Genomic DNA, 20,476 nt, shown 5'->3' on the forward strand with positions numbered 1-20,476 from the left:
TTTTACAGGGTTGCCTTATGTTGATTACGGATATACTGGCTGAAAACGCCTCCCTCTACGGTTGCGAAATCTCACTTATCGAACGCGAGCCCGCCAAGAACCTCCGGCGGGAAATCACCTGGGCCGGGTTCGACACCTACGCCACGGAGCTGGCTGCGGTCCTCCAGGGGCTCGGGGTGAGCAAAGGGGGGCGCGTGGTTCAGCTCATGAGCAACTCCCTGGAGTGGCTTCCCATCTATTTCGGCATCCTTCGAACCGGGGCCTGGGTGGTTCCCCTGAACTTTCGTTTTGACGCCGAGAAGATTGCCCTGTGCACCAACGTGGCCGAAGCCGAGGTGTTTGTCTTCGGTGAAGAGTTCATCGGCCGGCTGGAAGAGGTGAGGGGAGAGCTCTCCTCCACCGTGAAACACTGGATCTTCGATGGGCCCAAGCGCTGCTGCCCGGACTGGGCCATGCACCTCGGGAGCCTTATGGATACGGACGAGACAGCCTTTGTTCCCGTTCCCCTGTCCAAGGCCGACACCGCGGCCCTCTACTTTACCTCCGGCACCACCGGAACCCCCAAGGCCGTGCGCCTCACCCACGGCAACCTGGCCTTTGCCTGCGAGGTGGAAAACGCCCACCACGGGCAGACCCACCTCGACAACTTTCTCTGCATCCCTCCCCTGTATCACACCGGCGCCAAGATGCACTGGTTCGGAAACTTCAAGGTGGGGGCGCGCACCGTTATCCTTAAAGGGGTCAAGCCCGAGTATATCCTGCGGGTGGCATCCGAAGAGCAGGTCTCCATTGTCTGGCTTCTGGTGCCCTGGGCCCACGACATTCTCATCGCCATCGAAAACGGCGACGTGGTGCTCACCGAGTACAACCTGGACGCCTGGCGCCTCATGCACATCGGTGCCCAGCCCGTGCCGCCATCCCTTATTGACGAGTGGAAGAAACTCTTTCCCCACCACGACTACGATACCAACTACGGCCTCACCGAGTGCTCAGGCCCCGGCTGTGTTCACTTAGGGCTTGAAAACGAGCACAAGGTGGGGGCCATCGGGCTGCCCGGGCACCAGTGGGCGGCCAAGGTGGTGGACGGTGCCTTGAACGAGCTTCCCGGAGGGGAGACCGGCGAGCTGATCATCAAGGGGCCCGGGGTCATGACCGAGTACTACAAAAACCCGGAAGAGACGGCCAAGTGCATCGTGGACGGCTGGCTCCGCACCGGGGACATGGCCCGGAAGGACAAAGACGGTTTTATCTGGCTCGTGGATCGGAAAAAAGACCTTATCATCTCCGGCGGGGAGAACATCTTCCCCGTGGAGATCGAGAACCACATCATCACCCACCCGGATGTGCAGGATGTGGGCATCATCGGTTACCCGGACCAGCGCCTGGGCGAGGTGGTGGCCGCCGTGGTGATGATCAAGGAGGGGCGCTCCATGACGCGGGACGCCCTGGAGGCCTTCTGCGAGAACCTTCCCCGCTACAAGCGGCCGCGAAAGATCTTTTTTGGCGAGGTGCCCCGAAACCCCACGGGAAAAATCGAAAAACCGAAGCTCAGGCGTAAGTATATCCGTACCAACCGGGACTTCCGAAAACTGTACGAGTAACATGCTTGTTTTCAAGCATACCCAGGGCAAGACATGTATCGACGACACTTTCATCTCAAGGAGCGGCCCTTTCAGCTGGTGCCGACGCCATCGTACCTGTTTCCTTCCCGGTGCCATCAGGAGGCCCTGGGCCACCTGACCTATGCCCTTGAAACCGGCGAAGGCTTTGTGGAGGTGACCGGCGAGGTGGGCACGGGCAAGACAACCCTGTTGCGCACCTTCCTTGAGGGGCTGGACGAGACGGTGTCCGTTGCCTGCATCTTCAACCCCACCTTGAATGCCGTGGAGCTGCTTCAGTCCATCAACCGCGATTTCGGCATCGACGCCGGATCTTCCAGCCGGTCGGACCTGACGGCGGCCCTTCAGCGGTTCCTCATTGAAAACCGGGAGATGGGGAAAAAGGCCCTGCTTGTCATCGACGAGGCCCAGAATCTTTCCATTGAGGTCCTGGAGGAGCTTCGCCTTCTCTCCAACCTGGAGACCACCCGCGCCAAACTGCTTCAGACCGTCCTCTGCGGCCAGCCCGAGCTCGGAGAGATGCTGGAACGCCATGAACTCCGTCAACTGGCCCAGCGGATCTCCCTGGCCTGCCGCCTGCAACCCCTCTCCTCCGACGAGACCCATGACTACATTGTCCACCGTTTGAAACGGGCCTCCCTGGGGGCCCGGGGCGATCTCTTCACCCCCCGGGCCAGGGCACAGGTGTACCGCTATTCAGGGGGCACGCCGCGCGTCATCAACATCTGTTGTGACCGGGCCTTGCTCTGCGGGTATGTGGCGGGCAAGGACCGTGTGGACGCCGGGGCAGTAAAGAAGGCCGTGGCGGAGCTTGCGGACCGGCCCTACATGGATCGCACCCTTTTGGGACGGCCCTTGCCGGCGTGGGGCGTGGCGGTGCTGGGACTTGCCATTGTGTTCATGGCCGGGTTTCTGGTCTTCGGTACCTCCCTGTGGCATCCAAAGGCGACACAGACGGCTCCGGTTGCGGTTACGGATGGCCAGGGCAGTACAGCCCCTCCGGCCACCTACGGCCTGTTTGATCTGTTTGACGAGGCGGGTGTGGCAGAGTCCGTCCCCTGGGGCGTTCGCCGGATCATGGGGGCGTGGGGGCACACACTCTCCGCCTCCGAGCTTCCGGCCATCGGGGATCCCTACCTTCTTCTCTCTGCCGTGGCCGCGCCCCTGGGCATGGAGGTGATGCCCATGGACGGGGATCTGGATCGGGCCATGGCCTTCGGCCTGCCGGTCCTGATGCTGTTCGGCTCCGGCGGCCAGGGGCCTCTGGTACTGGTGTTTGAAGGGGAGGAGGAACATGGGCTGTTGCGGTTTCAATCTCCCAAAGGGATCGTGGAGCTGTCCCGGGGCGATGCCGACAGGCTCTGGTCCGGCCGGGCCCTTATCGCCTGCACCAATCCCCTGGGGTTCTCTGAGGTGGTGACGGAGCGCTCGGGCCTTCAGGAGGTCATCGCCCTTGAATCGGCTCTCTCACGGGCCGGGTTTCACGGGGTGAGCGTGGACGGGCGTTTTGATGGCGAGACCCTTCGGGCGGTGCATGCCCTGCAGGAGGCCTACGGCATTCTCTCCGACGGCATGGTGGGAGACCTTACCCGCGTGGCCCTTGCCGCAGCGCTGAAAAATGGATTGCCCGATACCCCGGAGCGCGTAGCCGCCCATGACCGACAAAAAGGAGAGATCCCATGAGTTCGGTTTTGGAAGCCTTGAAGCGAATGGAAGAAGAGGAAAAACACGCTGAAAGCGTTGGGTTTACAAGGGTGGAACCACGGCAAAAGACAGGCTTTGCCCGCCTGCTTCCCTTTGTGGCTGTGTTTGTAGCGGGTGTGGGGCTTGCGGGGGCAGGCTTTTATCTGGCCTATGGCCGGGGGCAGGCTGTGGTGGCCGATGAGGCGCCCCTTGGTGTGACCTCGGTTTTTCGCGTGGTGGCCCCGAGTTCTCCGGCCACCCAAGACTCTTCCAGTGCCGGGCCGCAATCGCGTTCGGCTTCTTTGGTGGCTTCATCGCCTGTTGCGACGGCGCCTTTATCAGCGCCGGATTCACCAGCCGGATCCGTTGTGGAGCCGGAACCTGTTTCCGAATCAATTCAACCGTCCCAGGGGCAGGGCCAAGTTGTCGCAGCGTTGCCTGATGCGCCGGCGTTGTCCCCGGACGAGCTGCGACAGCTTCCGGCCGCCGATGCCGGGACCTATCGCCTCCAGGGGGTGCGGTGGTCACAGACACCTTCCCGGCGTATCGCGGTTATCAACAGCCAGATTATCCGAGAGGGCGCTTCCGTGGACGGGGCAAAGGTTCTTTCTATCTCCAAAGAGGGCGTGGTACTGGACATTGCCGGCGTGGAGATGTTTCTTGCCTTTGTGGGGCGCTGACGACGGGGTCTTGCGTCTCTGTGATTCTCCATTACCAACAAAAAAAGGCCCGGAAGATGACTCTTCCGGGCCTTTGTATTTTTTAAGTGGTAGCGGGAAGCGGATTTGAACCACTGACCTTCGGGTTATGAGCCCGACGAGCTACCAGACTGCTCCATCCCGCAACAACGAAGCGCACCCTACAGCCAGAGCCACATGATGTCAAGCTCAAAACCAACTTTGGGGACAGGTTCTTTATGCTGGACCCATCACACCGTCCTGTGAGATAGTGGTCTGTAACGTACTATCATCCTCAAATTTTGGTGTATTTTAGTTTTTCTTCCCCCCATCCGTCACACAAACCATCCACATCAATGATTCTGCACGACCAGAGAGGAGGGTGTTATGCCGCGAGTTCCCCGTATGGTCATAACGGATGCCGGACAAAAAGCCGCTTACCATGTGATCAGCCGAACCGCCTTGGACGGCCTTCCCTTCGGGGCGGTTGAAAAAGACGAGTTACTGCGCATCATCCAGAGGTTCTCAGAGATTTATTGTGTCGAGGTTTTTGGGTTTGCGATTATGGGAAATCATTTCCATTTGCTTATCGAGGTAGCCCCGGAGGACATGGTTTCCGATGATGAGGTTCGAAGGCGCTTTCACCTTCTCTATGGGGAGAAGACGTTTTTCCCCGAAGGGAGACTGGCGGAGTACCGGGAGCGTTTTTGCAGCCTGTCGGCGTACGTCAAGGACATCAAGCAACGGTTCTCCTGTTTTTACAACAAGCGGAAAGAACGAAAGGGAACCCTGTGGGGAGAGCGCTTCAAGAGTGTGATCGTTGAGCAGGGAACCACATTGATCCATTGCCTGGCGTATGTCGACCTCAATGCGGTTCGGGCAGGAATCGTGAAGCGGCCGGAAGAGTATCGCTGGTGCTCCATTGGTTACCACGTCCAGACGGGAAACGGGGACGGGTTTCTCTCATCTGATCTGGGGACATCGGCATTCGGCGTTTTCGATCCTGCTTCGCAGCTCAAAACATACCGGGAGTACCTGTATCACGTGGGGGCTATTGAAAAGAGGGGCAAGGCGAGTATTTCGCGATGGGTTTTGGATGAGGAAGCCGCCCAGGGGTTTGAGCTGACCCGAGCGCAACGATTTCGGTACAGGACCCGCTACTTTACGGATTCAGGCATTATCGGATCCCGCGAGTTCGTTGAAGCGGGCTATGAAAGGTTCAGGGATCGATTTCGTACAACGCGGGATAAAATACCGAGGCGCGTCAAGGGAGTTGAAGGGATGTATTCCCTAAAGCGCCTCGTCGATGCCTGATCTGTGGCTGCCTCGTTTTTGAGGTCATTGAGCCAACGAACTCAGCGGTGGGCTGAGAGCGCAAGGGCGGGGTGCGTCTGGAGGTGAGTGACGTCAGGCGGTTTTGAGGCGCTGGGCGCTCATTTTACTGATGGGTGAGGGATTCGAGTTGGAAAAAAACATGGGAGTTGCCCGGTGGGTTGTTTTTGGGGGGCGGGGAAACATCGCAAAGGAGAAAACCGTGTTGTTTTTGCATAAAGAGCCTGTCCCCAAAATGTTCAATATTCTCTGTGGAGGTAGGAATTGCTTGTGAAACAGCAATGTCGCCAACATCTACTTGACCTGATCCCTTCACGTGTGAAATGGTCAATACGTTAATGCCGTAGTATCAATAATATGCCAGTTCCCTGGCAGCGCAACACGTTTTGCTGAACGCACGGCCCGTGCATGAAAGCAACAGGTTGCAGGCCTCCTGTTGCCGCCTCCCGTTTTCGAGTAATAACGCATCATTGTAAAGATAATATCCCCTTCAGAGAAAGATAGAAAACTCGATCAGCAGGAAGGCGTGTGCATGCTGCCTGACACCACCGGAAACCCGGTGTGAATACTACCGATTCAGCCCGTCGGGCCGCACCGCGGTAATCCGGTGTACGGCCTTGCCATTGTCTTCGGCCCCGTTGCCTGTACAACGTATCGCCTGTGTTTGCTCTGCGAAAAGCATATGGCATCCATCTAGTTTCCGGTATACGCCGGTTGATTAATGCATGCGACAAAGGGGAGGGTGACCTTGAATGGTGTGAGGGGGCCTGCATTGTCGCTACCAACCCATAGCTGACGATATCAATGAAACACGCTCTGCTTCATACCAAACTTCAGATACCCCCCGTGGCGCCCGACATTGTGCCGAGGAATCGATTACTGACCCTCCTGGACGAAGGGGGGAGACGGCCGCTGGCGTTGATTACCGCACCGGCAGGATACGGAAAAACGACCCTGGCCAGCTGTTGGGCCAATGCCTGCGGTTGCCCGTTCGGCTGGGTCTCCCTGGACAGGGAAGACGATGACCTGCGACAGTTCCTGGCCTATTTTCTTGCCGCCGTTGAGAAAGCCTTTCCGGGCATTGCCCTTGGTACCGAAGCCCTGCTGGAGGCCGGGCAGCTCCCGCCGGAGCCCGTCCTGTCCCGGTACCTGCTCAACGACCTCTACGGGTTGCCCGAACCCTTTGTCCTTGTGCTGGACGATTTTCATCGCATGACCGACCCCTCCATTTATGGGCTGGTGTCAGATCTGCTCAAGCATCCTGCCAGGTTTCTGCACCTCGTTCTTTTGTCTCGGACAGATCCCCCGCTCCAAGTAGCACCCTTTCGGGGCCGCGGCCTTGTGACCGAGGTACGGGCCTCGGATTTGAGGCTGACCCTTGCCGAAGCCACAGCCTTCATGGACAAGCTGCTACCCGTAAACGTCGATGACGCCACAGCCTCCGTTCTGGAGAGCAAAACCGAAGGGTGGGCTGCCGGACTGCGTCTGGCCGGGCTCTACCTGCAAGGGGGGCAGGACCCCAGAAAAAAGGCGATGGAGCTGAGCGGCATCTCTTACCACATCGCCGACTACCTCCTGGCCGAAGTGGTGTCCCGCCTCGATTCGGACACGGTCTCATATCTACTGGAGACCGCCGTCCTGAATCGTTTTTGCGCGCCCTTGTGCCGGTATATGCACCAGAGGCGATCTTTTTCCCATCGAAAGGACAGCGCAGAGGCTTTTATTGACAGGCTGGTGGAAAGCAACCTGTTTACTTTAGGCCTGGACAGCGACGGGTATTGGTTCCGCTTTCACCACCTTTTTCGGGACCTGCTCAACGGCATGCTCAAAAAGGTGAAAACCTCCCAGGAGATAGCGGACCTGCATCGGACCGCCGGGGCCTGGTTTGCAGAAAATAGCTATATTGAAGAGGCCCTACATCATTTTTTGGCCTCCGGGGACACCGCGGAGGCCGTTCAGTTGGTGATGGACAACCGTCACGATTTGCTGAACAGCTCCCAGATTATCCGATTGGAACGGTTGCTGGCCATGCTGCCCGAGGGCGTTTCATCAGAGCACCCCCTGGTGGCTACGACGCAGGCCTTCATAACCATCGAGCACGGGAATTATGCAGGGGCCCTGGAGTGGGCTGTCCAAGCCCAGAAGATGTTGGACGGGCTTTCACCCGGGGCAAGGGGCCTGAGGGCGTTGAGGGCTGAAGTGCTTGTCCTGAACGGGCTCATGGCGCTTTTTTCCGGCTCACCGGACGGGGGCAGGCTGTATTCGGCGGAGGTGTTCGGCCAGCTCCCGGAACAGGCTGTTTTCATGAAGGCCTATGAGGTGGGCGTCTCGTCCTGCTTTCACCAGATGCGGAGAGACCGGGGGCATGTGGACGCCATGATCAAAGAGGCCCTGTTCAACCCGGAATGGCCGACCAATATCCAGGCCAGGATCTACTTCCACCTCTGTATCGCGCTCTATATGGACGGCGACCTGCCCGGGGTAATGCAAACGGTTGCTGCCTGCAGGCGGTTTGTGGGCGTTGCCCCCTTTCATCACACCAGGGCCTATGCTCACTATTTCCAAGGGGTCGCGGCGTATCTGCAAAATGATCTCAAAGGGGCTGAGGGGCACATGCTGAAAGTTCTGGAGATTCGGCATACGGCCAATGCCTCTTATGTCGCCGAGGCCGGGTTTGTCCTCTCCTGTATCTACCTGGCCTGGGGGGACGAGACCACCGCCGAGCTGGTACGCGAACAGGTCATCACCCATTGCCGACAGAATGGCCACGCCGTTGCCGAGGCTGTTGCCATGGCCTTTGAGGTAGAGACCGCGGTCCGAAGCGATGACCTCCTCAAGGCAAAACAGCTCTGCGCCCGTGCGGATTTCAACCGTCGCCCGCCGTTGTGGTTTTTTTACGTCCCTCAGCTCACCCCCATCAAGTGCCTGGTGCAGGACGGCTCCAAGGAAGCCCTGCACCAGGCTCGTTCCAGGCTCCGTCTTCTGGACGGGCGCTTGCGCGAGATCAACCGCATCAATGTGCGTATCGAGGTCTCGGCACTCCTGGCCCTTGTCTGCGGGAAGCAAGGAGATGAGGTGGCTGCGGCGGACTGCTTGGAAACCGCCCTGACCCTTGCCGAACCCGGGAATTGGGTCCGAAGTTTCGTGGACCTTGGAGAGCCCATGGTTACCCTGTTGGATCGACTGATCGGCGATGGGCCGGTCAGCCCCTTTGCCAAGCGGGTCCTCGAAGCCTGTGGGGCCCGGAGCCCGGCGCTGGACCCTTCGGTGCCAAGGACCCCTGCCAAGCCCCAGGCCCTTGACCAGGGGGATGTCGAATTTCTTACGCGGCGCGAATCCGAGATCGTCCCGCTTCTGGCCGAGGGCATGAGCAACAAAGAGATCGCCGGGATACTCTGTGTGTCAGAAGGGACCGTCAAGACCCACCTGAAGAACATATTCAAGAAGCTGGGCGCAAACAGCCGGATCGACGCGTTGAACCGGGCTCGGGAATCGGGTCAGTTCATCGCCAACTAATATAAACAGGGCTGTTGTTTGCCTTCTCATGGGTGCCTTTTTTGGGGGGGAGGCCATGCTGCTTTCTACCCCAAAAGGGGTAGACGAATTCGTGAAAAATACCCCTTTTGGGAGATTTACACCGAGGGGCCGTAACGCTAAGGTGACTGTTTCCTACTGATCCATTTATCACTGAAAAAAGGGAGGTTATCCATGGTGCGTGAGGTGCGGTTGTTCTCCTGGGGCTTTGGCTTGCCCGCAAGGTGTTTTGTGTGTGGTGTGTTGCTTCTGGCGTTGTGCATGCTTTGCATGCCGCCAACGGCTCGGTGTGAATCAGGGGTGTCGCAGGCAGAAACCATCGAAGCAGTGGACAAGGTTTCGGATACCATCGAAAAGGTCGGGCTGAAACTTTGGGAGCTCTCGGAAGTTTCCCTGATGGAGTTCGAGTCCTCAGCGTACCTAAAAACGCTGCTCAAGAAAAACGGGTTCAAGCTGACCAGCGAGGGGACCAGCGGTGTCCCCACGGCCTTTGTGGCCGAGTTTGGCTCAGGGAAACCCGTCCTCGGTATCATGCTGGAATACGATGCCTTGCCCGACCTGGGCAACGAAGTCGTCCCCTTTAAAAAGCAGAGAGAAGACGGTGTCACCGCAGGCCACGCCTGCGGACACAACCTCATCGGTGCCGGAGCCCTGGGGTCTGCCCTGGCCATCAAGGACCTGATGAAGAAAAAAGGGATCAAGGGAACCCTGAGGGTGTACGGCGGAGCCGCCGAGGAGACAGAGGGCGCCAAGGTCTATATGGCCCGCGATGGTCTGTTTGACGATGTGGACACCATGCTGCACTGGCATCCCCTGGACAAGGCCGTTGTGGCCAACATACGGACAACGGCCATTACCCATGTCTATGTCGAGTTCAACGGAAAAACCGCCCACGCAGGGATGGCCCCGTGGGAAGGCCGAAGCGCCCTGGACGCCGTGGAACTGTTTCTCCACGGCGTAAACCTGATGCGGGAGCATGTGCTGCCCACCTGCCGCATTCACTACATTGTCAAAAACGGAGGCCTTGCCCCCAACATCGTCCCAGACAAAGCCTCGGTGGTGATGACTTTTCGCGGGGAGTCCAGGGATGTGGTGAACGACGGCGTTGCCTGGATCAAGGAGATGGTCGACGGGGCTGCGCGAATGACCCAGACACGGGGCATGGCCGTGGATTACTACGGCATGTACGATACCCTGCCCAACACCCCCCTTGCCGAGCGGATGCAGGGGCACATGGAGGCTGTCGGCTTACCCCGGTACACCAAGGAAGAGATCCGTTTTGCCAAAAAGCTGCAAAAAGAGGTGGGCCTGGAGCAGGCCGGCATGGCCTCAGCGATACTTCCCCTGCCCAACGAGGTGATGGTGGGAGGGAGCACCGATGTGGGGGATGTCAGCTGGAACACGCCGACCATGGGACTGCTCTTGCCCTCCAGCCCGTCGGGGATCGGGGTGCACACCTGGATGGCCACGGCCAGCCACGGGTCGAGCATCGGCATAAAATCCGCGGTGATGGCAGCAAAGGTCATGGCGATGACCGGCATGGACGTCTTGACGGATGACGCATTTTTAAAGGCGGTAAAGGCCGATTTTAAGCGGCGGACCAAAGGGAAAAAGTACATCTCCCCCATTCGGGGTGAGATCAAGGAACCCATCGGCCTGCCCGACGAAATGCGGTCCCACGGAAGCATCATTGAGTTAAAGGAGGATTTTTACAAGCAGGCTGGTGACGACGCTTTTTTTGACTGATCCAGCGGGTATGTCCGACGTCGGGTTGGCTCTGGTAGCTATATGAATCCATAAATATGGGAGAGCGACTGATGATTGAAAAGAGATTGACGGGATGGCTGGTTGGTGCGCTGCTGCTGGTAACCTTCTGTTTTGCTTCGGCTGAAGCCTGCACCGGGATTCGGTTGATGGCAAAAGACGGCTCGTGCGTTTATGGCCGCACCATGGAGTGGGGGAACTTTGACCTGGACTCCAGGGTCGCCATTGTTCCCAGGGGGTATGCGTTCAAGGGGACGACGCCGGACGGGAACAATGGCAAAGAGTGGAAAGGGAAGTACGGTGTTATTGGCCTGGACATGCTTGAAAAGGACCTTCTTGCCGACGGCATGAACGAGAAGGGGCTTACGGTGGGGCTCTTTTACCATCCGGGCACCGCCGAATATGCCGCCTATGAACGGACGAAGGCAAAAAACACCATCACCGCCGTGGATATGGTGTCGTACATCCTTTCACAGTACGCCACCGTGGACGAAGCCAAAAAAGGGCTGGAGAAGGTGCGCGTTGTCCCTGTGGTGGAAAAAGCCCTGGGCATTCCAGTGGATGCCCACTGGGTTGTTACCGAACCTTCGGGCAAGTCTGTGGTCATCGAGTGCCTGAGGGGGCAGGTCCGGTTTTTCGATAACCCCCTTGGGGTGATCACCAACTCACCCACCTACGACTGGCACATGACCAACCTGCGGAACTATGTGAACCTGTCCGCTGTTGCCATCCCGAATAAGACCATAGAGGAACTTGACTTTCGTCCCTTGGGCGGGGGCAGTGGCATGATCGGGCTTCCCGGTGACTTCACCCCGCCTTCCCGCTTTGTAAGGGCCGTGGCCTGGACCCAGACCGCCCGGCCTACCAAGGACTCCCAAGAGACGGTTTATGAATTGTTCCGGATCCTCGACAACTTCAACCTTCCCCTGGGTTCCGCAGAAGGCTCTGACAGCGAGGGTGTCGACCTCAAAGGGATGAGGAGCGCAACCCTCTGGACCACGGCCTGGGATCAGCATGATAAAATCCTATATTTCCACACGCAGCACGACCGGCGCGTGCGAAAAGTCGATCTGGATCGCATCGATTTTACCAGGAAGAAGATCTGGCACATCACCCTCGATACCAAAAAAGAGCAGGATGTCAAAGACATCACACCCTCTGTATAGGGGGACTCCCCATGGGAAGGGCATGTGACCGGCCACTTGCCGGGGCCTTTCTCGTGTAGCCTGAGGCTCGTGGACAGCGTGGCAACAGGGCGATGGACTTTCGCCCGGTTGCCACGTTTTTTTATGGCAATGGCAAAAAGAGCCTGTCCCCGTTTGAATACCCATCATATGAACGTTTTGAATAACGCCGGGGCACAAACGGGTTACGTGGAGCCCCGGCAGGGTTTTACGGGTGGTTAAAGGTGTTTGACGATGGTTAACATTAGGAGCCTGTCTCCTTTTGAAATTGATTATTTGTGGAACCCGTGGACCTCGAACTGGGAGTCGTCCTGGGTGGCACGCCTGAAGAGAAGGGAGTAGGGCTCCTCATCGAGGACCTCATCCATGCGGTCCGGAAAGTTGGTGATCACCCCGTCCACTCCGTAGTCGAGGCATGACCGCATGGAGGCCTTTCGGTTCAGGGTCCAGTAGTAGCTTTTTTTGAAGTGTCCGTTGGCGTCCCGCATGTTGGTCATGGCCTGAACCCAGGACATCCAGCTGGGCATGGACGAGGGGTGGACGCTGCTTGCCCCTACCCCGATAAATGTGGAACCGATGGCCTCTACCTTTTCAGCCCAGGTATCGGGGGTAAGGCCTGAGTAATCCTGAAGGTAGGAGTCGATACCCGCATTGTAGAGAATGTGGCCGTCCGCATCCTCTTTTTTAAGCACGTCGTTAATAATCGCAGCCTGGTCACGGGGAACGGAGAAAACGGCGAGGCGTGCGGGGATGCCTGCGTCCATAAGCCGTCGGGCCAGGGTCCGGGCGTAGTCTGCCGGGTCAATATCTTTGTCCTGCTTGCAGTCGAGCTCGATAAGGGCGATGTTCCGTTTGTCGATATGGGCTTTGAGGTTCAGGAGGAAGTCGTCAAAGCGCGACGCAGGTGTAAAGCAGATATCGCCGGAGTGGTACACCTTGAAGCCGATGGTGCCGTTTTCCTCCACCGGTGTCAGGTCAAACTCAATGGCATTGGCGTTTTTATCCACCATGCGGTTGACCTTGTCGATGGTGCTGCACCGGTGGGCGATGTTGTAAAAGGGGCGCCGGGTTTCAATGGCGCTGAGGTTGACTGTTCCTGTCCAGATGTAAGTGTTTCCGCCCCCGTAGTAGAGCTCAAAGCGGACATCTGACGCGGGCTCTGCCAGGTCCACCTCAAGGATGGCTCGCTGAAATCCGCCATCACGGTACGAAGGGAATTCCCGGCTGATGAGGGGAGAGGAGGCGATGAGCTCCGAGCCGGACCACGCCCGCAGTTCGCCCAGGCGAACCCCGTCATATTCTTTGTGCCATACCTGGAACAGGACCGCATATTGCCCTTTGGCGAGGTCAATGGGACAGGTTTCAAGCATGGAACCCGGTGCCTGATCTTTCTCCACTGTCCAGGTCGGGATCCAGTTGAGCCCTCCATGGGAAGAGAGGTAGCCGATTTGATGGCTTTGGCCGGTCTCAGGCATCCAGGTTGTCATGGCGGGGGGCGCCATCCTTTCTTCAGCAAAGCTCGTTATTGAAGAGAGCAAACATGCCAGGCAACACACCATAAGAATACTACATGATTTTCTTCTTTCCATAATCTACTACTCCTTTGAAAATTAAGTTAAAGACCTATTGGCATAAGGAGAAATAGCGGTCAATAGTAAACGGTGTTAGATAATGGCTCCGTGGTTTTGGCTAAAGAATGGGTAGCAAAGAAGCTTCACAGGACGCGGCGGGTGACGGAAACTTCGTGATGTTTGATATGTGATATGCTACAAAATTGTAATAACATTGGGCCTTCGAATGTTCGAAGGGGGTTCCCAAATGTTCATTTCAAAAATCAAAACAAAGAGAAAATATTATGGATCCAATGGTCGTGAAATATTTGGGCCTGGCCGGAATCTCCTATGGCACTCAGGCATTTCTCTCCATCGCGCAGCTATTGCTGTGCCTTTACCTGCTTGTGAGCGGGATAGCGCTGCTCTCTGGAAAAGAGAGGTTCGGGAAGTGGGCCGGCCGGGTCGGGCTGGTAATCAACCGGGAGACCAGAAATAAACGCTGGATGTGCTGGTTGATGGTCGCTGCAGGGGTTGCCTTTGTCCTCCCCTTGTTCGGCCTCTCCTACTGGATTGCCGTTTTGGCCTGTCCTGTTGCCATCTTTTGTATCCTCACCATGACAACCGGCCTTGATGATTTGAAGGCCAAGAAAACCGGCCGCTTTATGCGTAGCGGCCTGGCACTGAGTGCTGCTCTGGTTTTCGGGTTTACCGTGTGGGAGGGACGGGACCTGGTTTCTGTGGGGTTCAGTGTCAACTACAAGGCAATCTACTGGCGGCACAAAGAGGTGGCGGTCTGGCAGCACACGCACAATGCCAATGTGCCCAAGGTCGGTGAGATGGCAACAGATTTCGAGGTGTGGGATTACACGGGGGCCAAATCGGTTCGCCTGTCCGATTTCAGGGGGAAGAGGCCGGTGGTCCTGCTCTTTGGGAGTTGCAGCTGACCGCCTTTTTCTGAGGGAACCGTGCGTTTCCTGCCTGTGTATAAAAAATACCGTGATGATATCGATTTTCTCATGATTTATGTGCGCGAAGCACACCCAACGGATAAGTGGTGGCTGGCAGAGACCAAGTTTATGCGGCTTGTCTCCGTCCTTTCCAACCCTTATCCTTCCTACGACACGAAGGAACCCGGGACCATTGAGGAGCGACGTGCCGTTGCCACCGCCTGCAAGGCGAGGTTGCTGGATGATATGCCTGTTTATGTGGACAACATGGACAACAGCATCAACCAGGCCTATGTGGGCTGGCCGACCCGTATATACTTTATCGATAAGGAAGGTCGGGTGACATACGACAGCGGCCTGGGGCCCTACGGGTTTTCTCCCGAGGAACTTGAAACGGAGCTTTCAAGGTATGTGAGCAGTAATTAAGGGCTATGCCCTAAGATACTAATATATAACGATATTCCGCCATAAATTCGTTGTGTGTCTAAGCAGCGATCAATAAATCATGCTGAGGACTTATGGGATGATCCCGTCATGTGTAATTTATTCTTGGCATGGCCCTAATACAGCCACGGCCGGATGAGTCCGTCACCTGACCCGGGGCAGCTCCCACCCTTCTTGGAACTGCCCTTCGCTTTCCGACAGGGGCTCTGCTACAAAAGATCGTAGTGCCGGAAGAGCCCCGAGCGTATTTTCAGGGCAGTGAGCCCGGTTGTTTCGTATGGCGAATAGTCGAGGGCCCGAGAGTATTGCCTGAAGAGGTATTCTCTTCCCTGGAGGGTAAAGTGGACGTCGCAGGAGAGATACTCCTCCCGGGGACCACGGCTGCTGTAGCTGATCGAGCACCTGTCGCTTTGGATGTTTTCCATGGGGATGACGGTTTCCGAAAGGGGCCCGAAGTTCTCGTAAAAGGCAAGGGCGAAGGTGAGGACTCCCACTGCGGTCATGATTCGGGCCGTACGGGGGGATTTATCCATTTTTATTGCCAGGGCCCCTGCGCCGACCATGAAGGCGATTGTCATGAAGGTCAACGCCCAGGTTGCAAAGGGCAACTCACGGAAAAAGAGGGTATCCTGAAGGCTGGTGCAAATAAGGCTGTTGGTGACCACGGCAAACCACAATGCCTGGCCCCAGACCCGGGCTTCGGCTTCCCTGGCGAAAAAAGCCGTCATAAAAAAGCAGCCTGCAACATAGGCCAGGGCAAGCCCCAGGGGAACTGTTAAACAAGCCGTCAGAGCTATGAATACCAGCGCAGAATCAAATCCTGCCCGGGTCCCATGGTGCCATCCTGCCGCCGCAACGGCTCCGAACAGCCCTAAGACCACCCACCAATACCTGATGCAGAAAATCATCAGGTGGGCCACGACTGTGTTGACTGCCCCGGAGAGGATAGAGGCCGGGTAGATGAGGCCTAGATCCGAAGGGGTGGCTTCTTCCTCCTGATGTTCATCATCGTTCAATTCTGCTTCGTCACACATCTGCTCGTTATCCTTACTTGTAAATACAGTCATAACCAAGGCATCCCGGGGCATGGGCTCTTTGCTTTGTGCCCAGGTCTGCTTTTCCTGCGCCTTTGACATCAGTGGGGCTTGAAAGGCAATGACGTCCCTTTCCGTTTGCTTTTCAAGCTGACGCTGTCTTACGCCAAATTCCTCGTGGGGGCAAGTCATGGTTGATAATGGAAAAGAAGCAAAGGGGACAGGCTCTATGCTTTCTTGGTTTTCATCGACGACTGCCTTGACATATGCAGGTATTTGTTGGATAGAATTGAATTATTCATGTAGTAATGTTGGGGCAAGGTGCTTTGCGGTTGTTTAGTAATTTTGCGGGTGGGCTATCGTTTTTGTTTTAGGGATAAGCGATATAACGCGTTGTAAAATAAAGCTAAACCGTATGGTCTGTGTGCTGCTTGTGCTTGTGGGGTGTTTTTCTCTATGTGTGGTTTGGTTTTAATTCTATTGTAAATTTCAGAGAGGATGGTTGTGATGAAACGGTTTGCGTCGATTTGCCTGTTTGCGGTGTCTGTTCTTCTGGTACCTGTTATTTCAAGCGCCGGGAACTCAGAGTGTACTTATAAATTACTGGCCGGTACCGTGTATGCCGCCGGGTTTGAATACAATGACGATCAAGATATCTACATGACACGGCACCACGCCCTCCAGCGTAAGTTCGGTTACAACAACATTTACGACAAATGCGCGGCGCCCCTGGGCATGGTTATCGATGTGGAGCCGGTGCGGTTTGAATACGACGGCCAGAGGTATATGGTTGAGCTTTGGAAAGGGCAGTATTTCTCGGCCATCGGAGCGGAAATCGGTTTTTACGTGGGAACAAAGCTGAATATCGCCGGGGAAGACCATTACCGGTGCGCGGACACCGAAGAGGAACTCGATATTGCCTTTACCATGAAGAACCAGGGTGTGCCGGAGTACTCGGTGAGCGGACGGCACTGGTGGCTCACAGGGTTCAAGCCCGGCGTGTTCGCCCGTCCCGACCAGCTGACCCTTGAAGACATTGAGATCACGTTTCACTCCCAAGGCATGGCCGAAGCCTTTGCAGAGGCACTCTACAGGCTGGGATACTGTGATGCCGGAGACCGTGTGTGGTGTGAGGGAAGAACCGTGGGCTTTGTTTTTTCGACCCCCAGAAACCCTCAGCCATGGGATCAGGACAAGCTGGATATCGTTCTGGCCGCAAACAGGGTCCGGGTTGACGTGGTGCTGGACATCCAGGCGTCCCTGGGGTTTGAGAATTTCAGCCCGGAGAGCATTGCCGAGGCCCTGAGCAGGGATTTCTGGTCCGGCATGCACCTGTACAACCAGCTCAAAAAGATTGTTGCGGATTAACAATCAGAAAACCGCCCAGGCGTTACCATAGGAACGAGGCGCGTCAAGCCGTGGCACGGGGTACCGAGCTGCGGCTTTTTTGGTTGGCTGCAAGGGTATCATGGGTGTCAATGCCTCCTGATATTCGGTTTTTATCAAGGATAACGGCTTTTTTGATGAGGAATCATTTTCTCCTATGAAAAAAGTGCATGACGTGTATCTTGGTGAGCAGGCTGATGCATTTTTTACTCTGATGCCCACAAGAACCGTTTTTTTGCATAAGCGCCTGAAAGGAGAATATCACATGAAAATTGTCTGCCTGACGGGAAGTCCGAGGTACCGTGGAAACAGTGCGTCCATAGCAAAACGATTCATGGAGACAGCAACGAACCGGGGTGCCGAAACCACGACGCATGCCCTTAACAAGCTCACGTACAAGGGATGCCAGGCCTGCATGGGGTGCAAGACCACATCCGATACCTGTGTCCTGGATGATGATTTGAGGCCGGTTCTGGAGGATGTCGTAACAGCCGATGTGCTGGTCATGGCATCCCCGATTTACTACGGGGATGTGACATCCCAGATGAAGGGCTTTATGGATCGCACTTACTCATTTTATGTCCCAGAGTTCCACACCAAGGCACGGCCGAGCAGGCTGGCCCCCGGTAAAAAATTCGTCATGATCACGACCCAGGGCCAACCGGATGAAAACATGTTTGCCGATGTGTTTCCCAAATACCATTTCTTTTTTCAAACCCATGGGTTTAAAGAGGGGTACTCGATTCGGGGGTGCGGCCTGACCCGCCCGGACGATGTGATGAACCGCCAAGAGATCCTGGCGAAGGCTGAAGAACTTGCCGGGGTGTTCGTGGGTTGAATCGATGACATCGATTTTTATAAGAATGGCTTCGGGAGGGGCAAACGAGGAGGAAGATGAAATTCAATCATGTTGGAATACCTACGGAAGGCAGGTTTGAAGGGGAAATAGATTTGCCTCATCTGCACATGACAGTCTCTGATCATGAGAACAATCCCTATGGCATCCAGTGGCAACGCTATTGGGAGAATGCCCCGTACCCGGAACTGGTCAAGACCGTTCCCCATGTGGCCTTTGAAGTGGATGACCTGCAGGCAGAAATTAAGGGCAAAAAAGTGATTATCCATCCCAATTCGCCCAGTGAAGGGCTGATCGTGGCCTTCATTGAAGTCAATGGAGCGCCGGTGGAGTTGATGCAATACACAAGCGAACCGGTCTGTGACCGACCCGGAACAGCATGATGGGTGGCATTCGTATCAAGACATATCTATCGGTTTTATTTTTATCCCTTGTCTTTATAGCAGATGGCGCTGCCGGCCCCGTGGACGACATGGTGGCGGGCGCCTATGGAGAGATCGCAAACAAGACGGCGTACAACACGGAGATGCTGAGCCGCTATTTTCCTCCCACCTACAAGGGGGGAGAAGACACGGGGGCTCCGGTTTACCCGGGGGGCGACGTCAACCCTCGGGAAGGCGTCTGTGCGGATCTGGTGGTGCGGGCCCTTCGGCGCGGGGGCGTTGACCTGCAAAGGGCAGTCCATGAGGATGTGGTGGCCCACATGGGGGCCTATGGCGTCAAGACCCCGGACAGATACAGCGACCACAGACGGGTCTGGATCCTTCGGACTTTTTTTAAGCGGCAGTGGGCATCCCTTTCAACAGAGCTGAAAGACCCCGGCGACTGGCAGCCCGGGGATATCGTAATCTGGCACACGGGGTCGAAAAAGCATCTTCACATCGGCATGGCGGGCAATAAAAAACGCCGGGACGGGTTTCCGTTCGTCATCCACAACATGCGATACGTCCCCTGTGTTTCTGCTGGTGTCACCCTGGAGGAAGATGTCCTGGAGGGCCTTTCGGTTCTGGGGATTTCGGTTCGAAAGTGGCAGGTTATCGGGCATTATCGGCTTAAGTGACGGCATTTACCCTGACACAAGGGGCGAAAAACCACCATGACACACCCTTGGATCCATGGACGATTGCAGCTGATACTCACGGCGTACCTTGCTGTCTTTTTTTGTGCCGGGGCCGCTCAGGCCGGGAACTCCCCTGCGCAGGACCAGCTGTTTTCGGAGATCACCGGTATCGTGGAGACGCATTTTTTTGATCCCCTCCGCATCAAGAAGGGGTTTCCGGCGATCAAAGAGCAATACCGGCCGCAGATCCTGGGGGCTTCCCCCGAGGCAATTCCCCGTCTTGTCAACGCCATGCTGGGCGAACTCAACGCTTCCCATACCTGTTACTTAACGCCGGATGATCCCGAGTATTACTACCTGGCCGCCCTTTTTTCCAGGATACCTGAGATCGGGGCCCTGTTTCCTGAAAAGGGGGTGCTCTACCCCACGGTTGGGGTCTTTACCCAACGGATCAGGGGGCGGGTCCATGTGGCGAGCCTCCTTGCCGGGGGCGCCGCCGAAAAAGCCGGGATCTTAAAGGGCGATGAGATCCTCTCCGTGAACGGCGAGCTGTTTACCCCAGTAGCATCCTTAAGGCCCCTGGTGGGCACCGATGCGGTGTTCGAGGTGAGGCGAAAAAAAGCCACGGCGCCATTTTCGGTGACGATGCAGCCGGTGCTCATGAACCCCAACGAGGAGATGCTGGAGGCGCAGAAGGCCAGCGTTCGCGTGATGGAAAAGGGTGGCCGCCGCATCGGTTACATCCATATCTATTCCTATGCCGGGGAAGAGTATCACAAAGCCCTGCGAGACGCCCTGGCCTGGGGCCCGCTGAAAGATGCCGATGCCCTGATCATCGATCTGCGTTATGGCCTTGGGGGGGCGTGGCCCTCGTATCTCAACATCTTTAACCGGAACATTCCGGTGCTGGAGGTCATCGACAGAGAGGGGAACAGAAACAGGGTGGACACCCAGTGGCGCAAGCCCGCCGTCTACCTTGTGAACGGTTACACCCGCAGCGGCAAGGAGCTCTTGGCCTTTGGCGCCAAAAAACACGGCGCACCCACGGTCATCGGAGAGCGTACGGCAGGCCAGAGCCTGGCAGGACGATTGTTCCCGCTTTCCAACAAGGCCCTTCTTTTTCTTGCCGTCCAGGGGTGCCGCATCGACGGGGTGGATCTCGAAGGAACCGGGGTGGCGCCGGATATCGAGGTCCCCTTTGAGGTTCCCTACTGTGGCGGGCAGGACGCCCAACTCCACAAGGCCGCAGAATACCTTTTGAACCAATTGAAGGTTTTATAATATATGGTGTCACGTTGCCTTCTGTCATGTTGATTGGCCTGAATCTGTTAGTTAAAAGCTGTTTGTCAAACGTTTCAAAAGTTTGGCCCCCGGCAGGGCCGCCGGAGGCTTTTTTTATGTGC

Annotated in this window: 15 protein-coding genes, 1 tRNA gene and 1 pseudogene; 14 read left to right on the plus strand and 3 right to left on the minus strand. The window is 56.5% G+C overall.

The annotated features are described in order from the left end of the window. The first annotated feature begins 17 nt into the window (after window positions 1-17). From ACOYW0_RS19225 to ACOYW0_RS19235, 3 genes are read left to right on the plus strand one after another with little or no spacing between them, the layout of a single operon-like run. Window positions 18-1,601, plus strand: a complete 1,584-nt coding sequence (locus tag ACOYW0_RS19225) for a class I adenylate-forming enzyme family protein (RefSeq protein ID WP_482415398.1) — start codon at window positions 18-20, stop codon at window positions 1,599-1,601. 33 nt (window positions 1,602-1,634) lie between these two features. Then, a complete protein-coding gene (locus ACOYW0_RS19230; protein WP_482415399.1) occupies window positions 1,635-3,302 on the plus strand; it encodes an AAA family ATPase in 1,668 nt (555 codons plus the stop codon). After that, window positions 3,299-3,982: a hypothetical protein gene (locus ACOYW0_RS19235; protein ID WP_482415400.1), complete on the plus strand. Its 684-nt coding sequence runs from the start codon at window positions 3,299-3,301 to the stop codon at window positions 3,980-3,982. Before ACOYW0_RS19230 ends, ACOYW0_RS19235 begins: the two co-directional genes overlap by 4 nt. 87 nt (window positions 3,983-4,069) lie before the next feature. Here ACOYW0_RS19235 and ACOYW0_RS19240 read toward each other — a convergent pair. Further along, a tRNA-Met gene (locus ACOYW0_RS19240) sits at window positions 4,070-4,146 on the minus strand. 220 nt (window positions 4,147-4,366) lie between these two features. On the opposite strand from ACOYW0_RS19240, the gene ACOYW0_RS19245 reads away from it, so the two are divergent. The 4 genes from ACOYW0_RS19245 (at window position 4,367) to ACOYW0_RS19260 (ending at window position 11,775) form a co-directional block, all read left to right on the plus strand. Continuing rightward, the gene (locus tag ACOYW0_RS19245) at window positions 4,367-5,293 is read left to right on the plus strand and encodes a transposase (RefSeq protein ID WP_482415401.1); all 927 of its coding nucleotides are present in this window, start codon (window positions 4,367-4,369) and stop codon (window positions 5,291-5,293) included. A gap of 864 nt (window positions 5,294-6,157) precedes the next feature. After that, on the plus strand, window positions 6,158-8,827 hold the full coding sequence (locus tag ACOYW0_RS19250; RefSeq protein ID WP_482415402.1) for a winged helix-turn-helix domain-containing protein: 2,670 nt from the start codon (window positions 6,158-6,160) through the stop codon (window positions 8,825-8,827). A 318-nt stretch (window positions 8,828-9,145) separates the two neighbouring features. Then, window positions 9,146-10,591, plus strand: a complete 1,446-nt coding sequence (locus ACOYW0_RS19255; RefSeq protein ID WP_482415403.1) for an amidohydrolase — start codon at window positions 9,146-9,148, stop codon at window positions 10,589-10,591. Between the two features lie 71 nt (window positions 10,592-10,662). Next, entirely contained in the window at window positions 10,663-11,775 is a 1,113-nt protein-coding gene (locus ACOYW0_RS19260; protein ID WP_482415404.1) for a linear amide C-N hydrolase, read from the plus strand. A 290-nt stretch (window positions 11,776-12,065) separates the two neighbouring features. Here the strand turns inward: ACOYW0_RS19260 and ACOYW0_RS19265 are convergent, their stop codons facing one another. Further along, window positions 12,066-13,280 carry a glycerophosphodiester phosphodiesterase family protein gene (locus ACOYW0_RS19265; protein ID WP_482415405.1) on the minus strand — a complete coding sequence of 405 codons (1,215 nt, stop codon included), beginning with the start codon at window positions 13,278-13,280 and terminating at the stop codon, window positions 12,066-12,068. A 368-nt stretch (window positions 13,281-13,648) separates the two neighbouring features. On the opposite strand from ACOYW0_RS19265, the gene ACOYW0_RS19270 reads away from it, so the two are divergent. Both ACOYW0_RS19270 and ACOYW0_RS19275 read left to right on the plus strand, forming a co-directional pair. Next, window positions 13,649-14,290 (plus strand): hypothetical protein, encoded by a 642-nt coding sequence (locus tag ACOYW0_RS19270; protein WP_482415406.1) that lies wholly within the window; start codon window positions 13,649-13,651, stop codon window positions 14,288-14,290. A 12-nt stretch (window positions 14,291-14,302) separates the two neighbouring features. After that, window positions 14,303-14,719, plus strand: a pseudogene (locus tag ACOYW0_RS19275) (deiodinase-like protein); the annotation flags it as partial. A gap of 227 nt (window positions 14,720-14,946) precedes the next feature. Here the strand turns inward: ACOYW0_RS19275 and ACOYW0_RS19280 are convergent. Continuing rightward, the gene (locus ACOYW0_RS19280) at window positions 14,947-15,804 is read right to left on the minus strand and encodes a hypothetical protein (protein WP_482415407.1); all 858 of its coding nucleotides are present in this window, start codon (window positions 15,802-15,804) and stop codon (window positions 14,947-14,949) included. A gap of 474 nt (window positions 15,805-16,278) precedes the next feature. Between ACOYW0_RS19280 and ACOYW0_RS19285 the strand changes: the two genes are divergently transcribed. The 5 genes from ACOYW0_RS19285 (at window position 16,279) to ACOYW0_RS19305 (ending at window position 20,354) form a co-directional block, all read left to right on the plus strand. Further along, entirely contained in the window at window positions 16,279-17,139 is an 861-nt protein-coding gene (locus ACOYW0_RS19285) for a DUF4474 domain-containing protein (RefSeq protein ID WP_482415408.1), read from the plus strand. Window positions 17,140-17,422: 283 nt separating this feature from the next. After that, the gene (locus ACOYW0_RS19290; RefSeq protein WP_482415409.1) at window positions 17,423-17,995 is read left to right on the plus strand and encodes a flavodoxin family protein; all 573 of its coding nucleotides are present in this window, start codon (window positions 17,423-17,425) and stop codon (window positions 17,993-17,995) included. Window positions 17,996-18,051: 56 nt separating this feature from the next. Then, window positions 18,052-18,396: a VOC family protein gene (locus tag ACOYW0_RS19295; protein ID WP_482415410.1), complete on the plus strand. Its 345-nt coding sequence runs from the start codon at window positions 18,052-18,054 to the stop codon at window positions 18,394-18,396. Continuing rightward, on the plus strand, window positions 18,393-19,073 hold the full coding sequence (locus ACOYW0_RS19300) for a DUF1287 domain-containing protein (RefSeq protein ID WP_482415411.1): 681 nt from the start codon (window positions 18,393-18,395) through the stop codon (window positions 19,071-19,073). The genes ACOYW0_RS19295 and ACOYW0_RS19300 overlap by 4 nt, the downstream gene beginning before the upstream one ends. Window positions 19,074-19,109: 36 nt before the next feature. After that, the gene (locus ACOYW0_RS19305; protein WP_482415412.1) at window positions 19,110-20,354 is read left to right on the plus strand and encodes a S41 family peptidase; all 1,245 of its coding nucleotides are present in this window, start codon (window positions 19,110-19,112) and stop codon (window positions 20,352-20,354) included. The last annotated feature ends 122 nt before the right edge of the window (window positions 20,355-20,476 follow it).

Source organism: Desulfoluna sp. HI9BLuna (assembly GCF_056829775.1).

Bases quoted from the DNA above. Each gene is read 5' to 3' on its own strand.
- ACOYW0_RS19235 (WP_482415400.1), top strand. From the start codon at position 3,299: ATGAGTTCGGTTTTGGAAGCCTTGAAGCGAATGGAAGAAGAGGAAAAA.
- ACOYW0_RS19305 (WP_482415412.1), top strand. From the start codon at position 19,110: ATGACACACCCTTGGATCCATGGACGATTGCAGCTGATACTCACGGCG.
- ACOYW0_RS19230 (WP_482415399.1), top strand. From the start codon at position 1,635: ATGTATCGACGACACTTTCATCTCAAGGAGCGGCCCTTTCAGCTGGTG.
- ACOYW0_RS19295 (WP_482415410.1), top strand. From the start codon at position 18,052: ATGAAATTCAATCATGTTGGAATACCTACGGAAGGCAGGTTTGAAGGG.
- ACOYW0_RS19245 (WP_482415401.1), top strand. From the start codon at position 4,367: ATGCCGCGAGTTCCCCGTATGGTCATAACGGATGCCGGACAAAAAGCC.
- ACOYW0_RS19290 (WP_482415409.1), top strand. From the start codon at position 17,423: ATGAAAATTGTCTGCCTGACGGGAAGTCCGAGGTACCGTGGAAACAGT.
- ACOYW0_RS19270 (WP_482415406.1), top strand. From the start codon at position 13,649: ATGGATCCAATGGTCGTGAAATATTTGGGCCTGGCCGGAATCTCCTAT.
- ACOYW0_RS19300 (WP_482415411.1), top strand. From the start codon at position 18,393: ATGATGGGTGGCATTCGTATCAAGACATATCTATCGGTTTTATTTTTA.
- ACOYW0_RS19225 (WP_482415398.1), top strand. From the start codon at position 18: ATGTTGATTACGGATATACTGGCTGAAAACGCCTCCCTCTACGGTTGC.
- ACOYW0_RS19285 (WP_482415408.1), top strand. From the start codon at position 16,279: ATGAAACGGTTTGCGTCGATTTGCCTGTTTGCGGTGTCTGTTCTTCTG.
- ACOYW0_RS19280 (WP_482415407.1), bottom strand. From the start codon at position 15,804: ATGACTGTATTTACAAGTAAGGATAACGAGCAGATGTGTGACGAAGCA.
- ACOYW0_RS19265 (WP_482415405.1), bottom strand. From the start codon at position 13,280: ATGACAACCTGGATGCCTGAGACCGGCCAAAGCCATCAAATCGGCTAC.
- ACOYW0_RS19260 (WP_482415404.1), top strand. From the start codon at position 10,663: ATGATTGAAAAGAGATTGACGGGATGGCTGGTTGGTGCGCTGCTGCTG.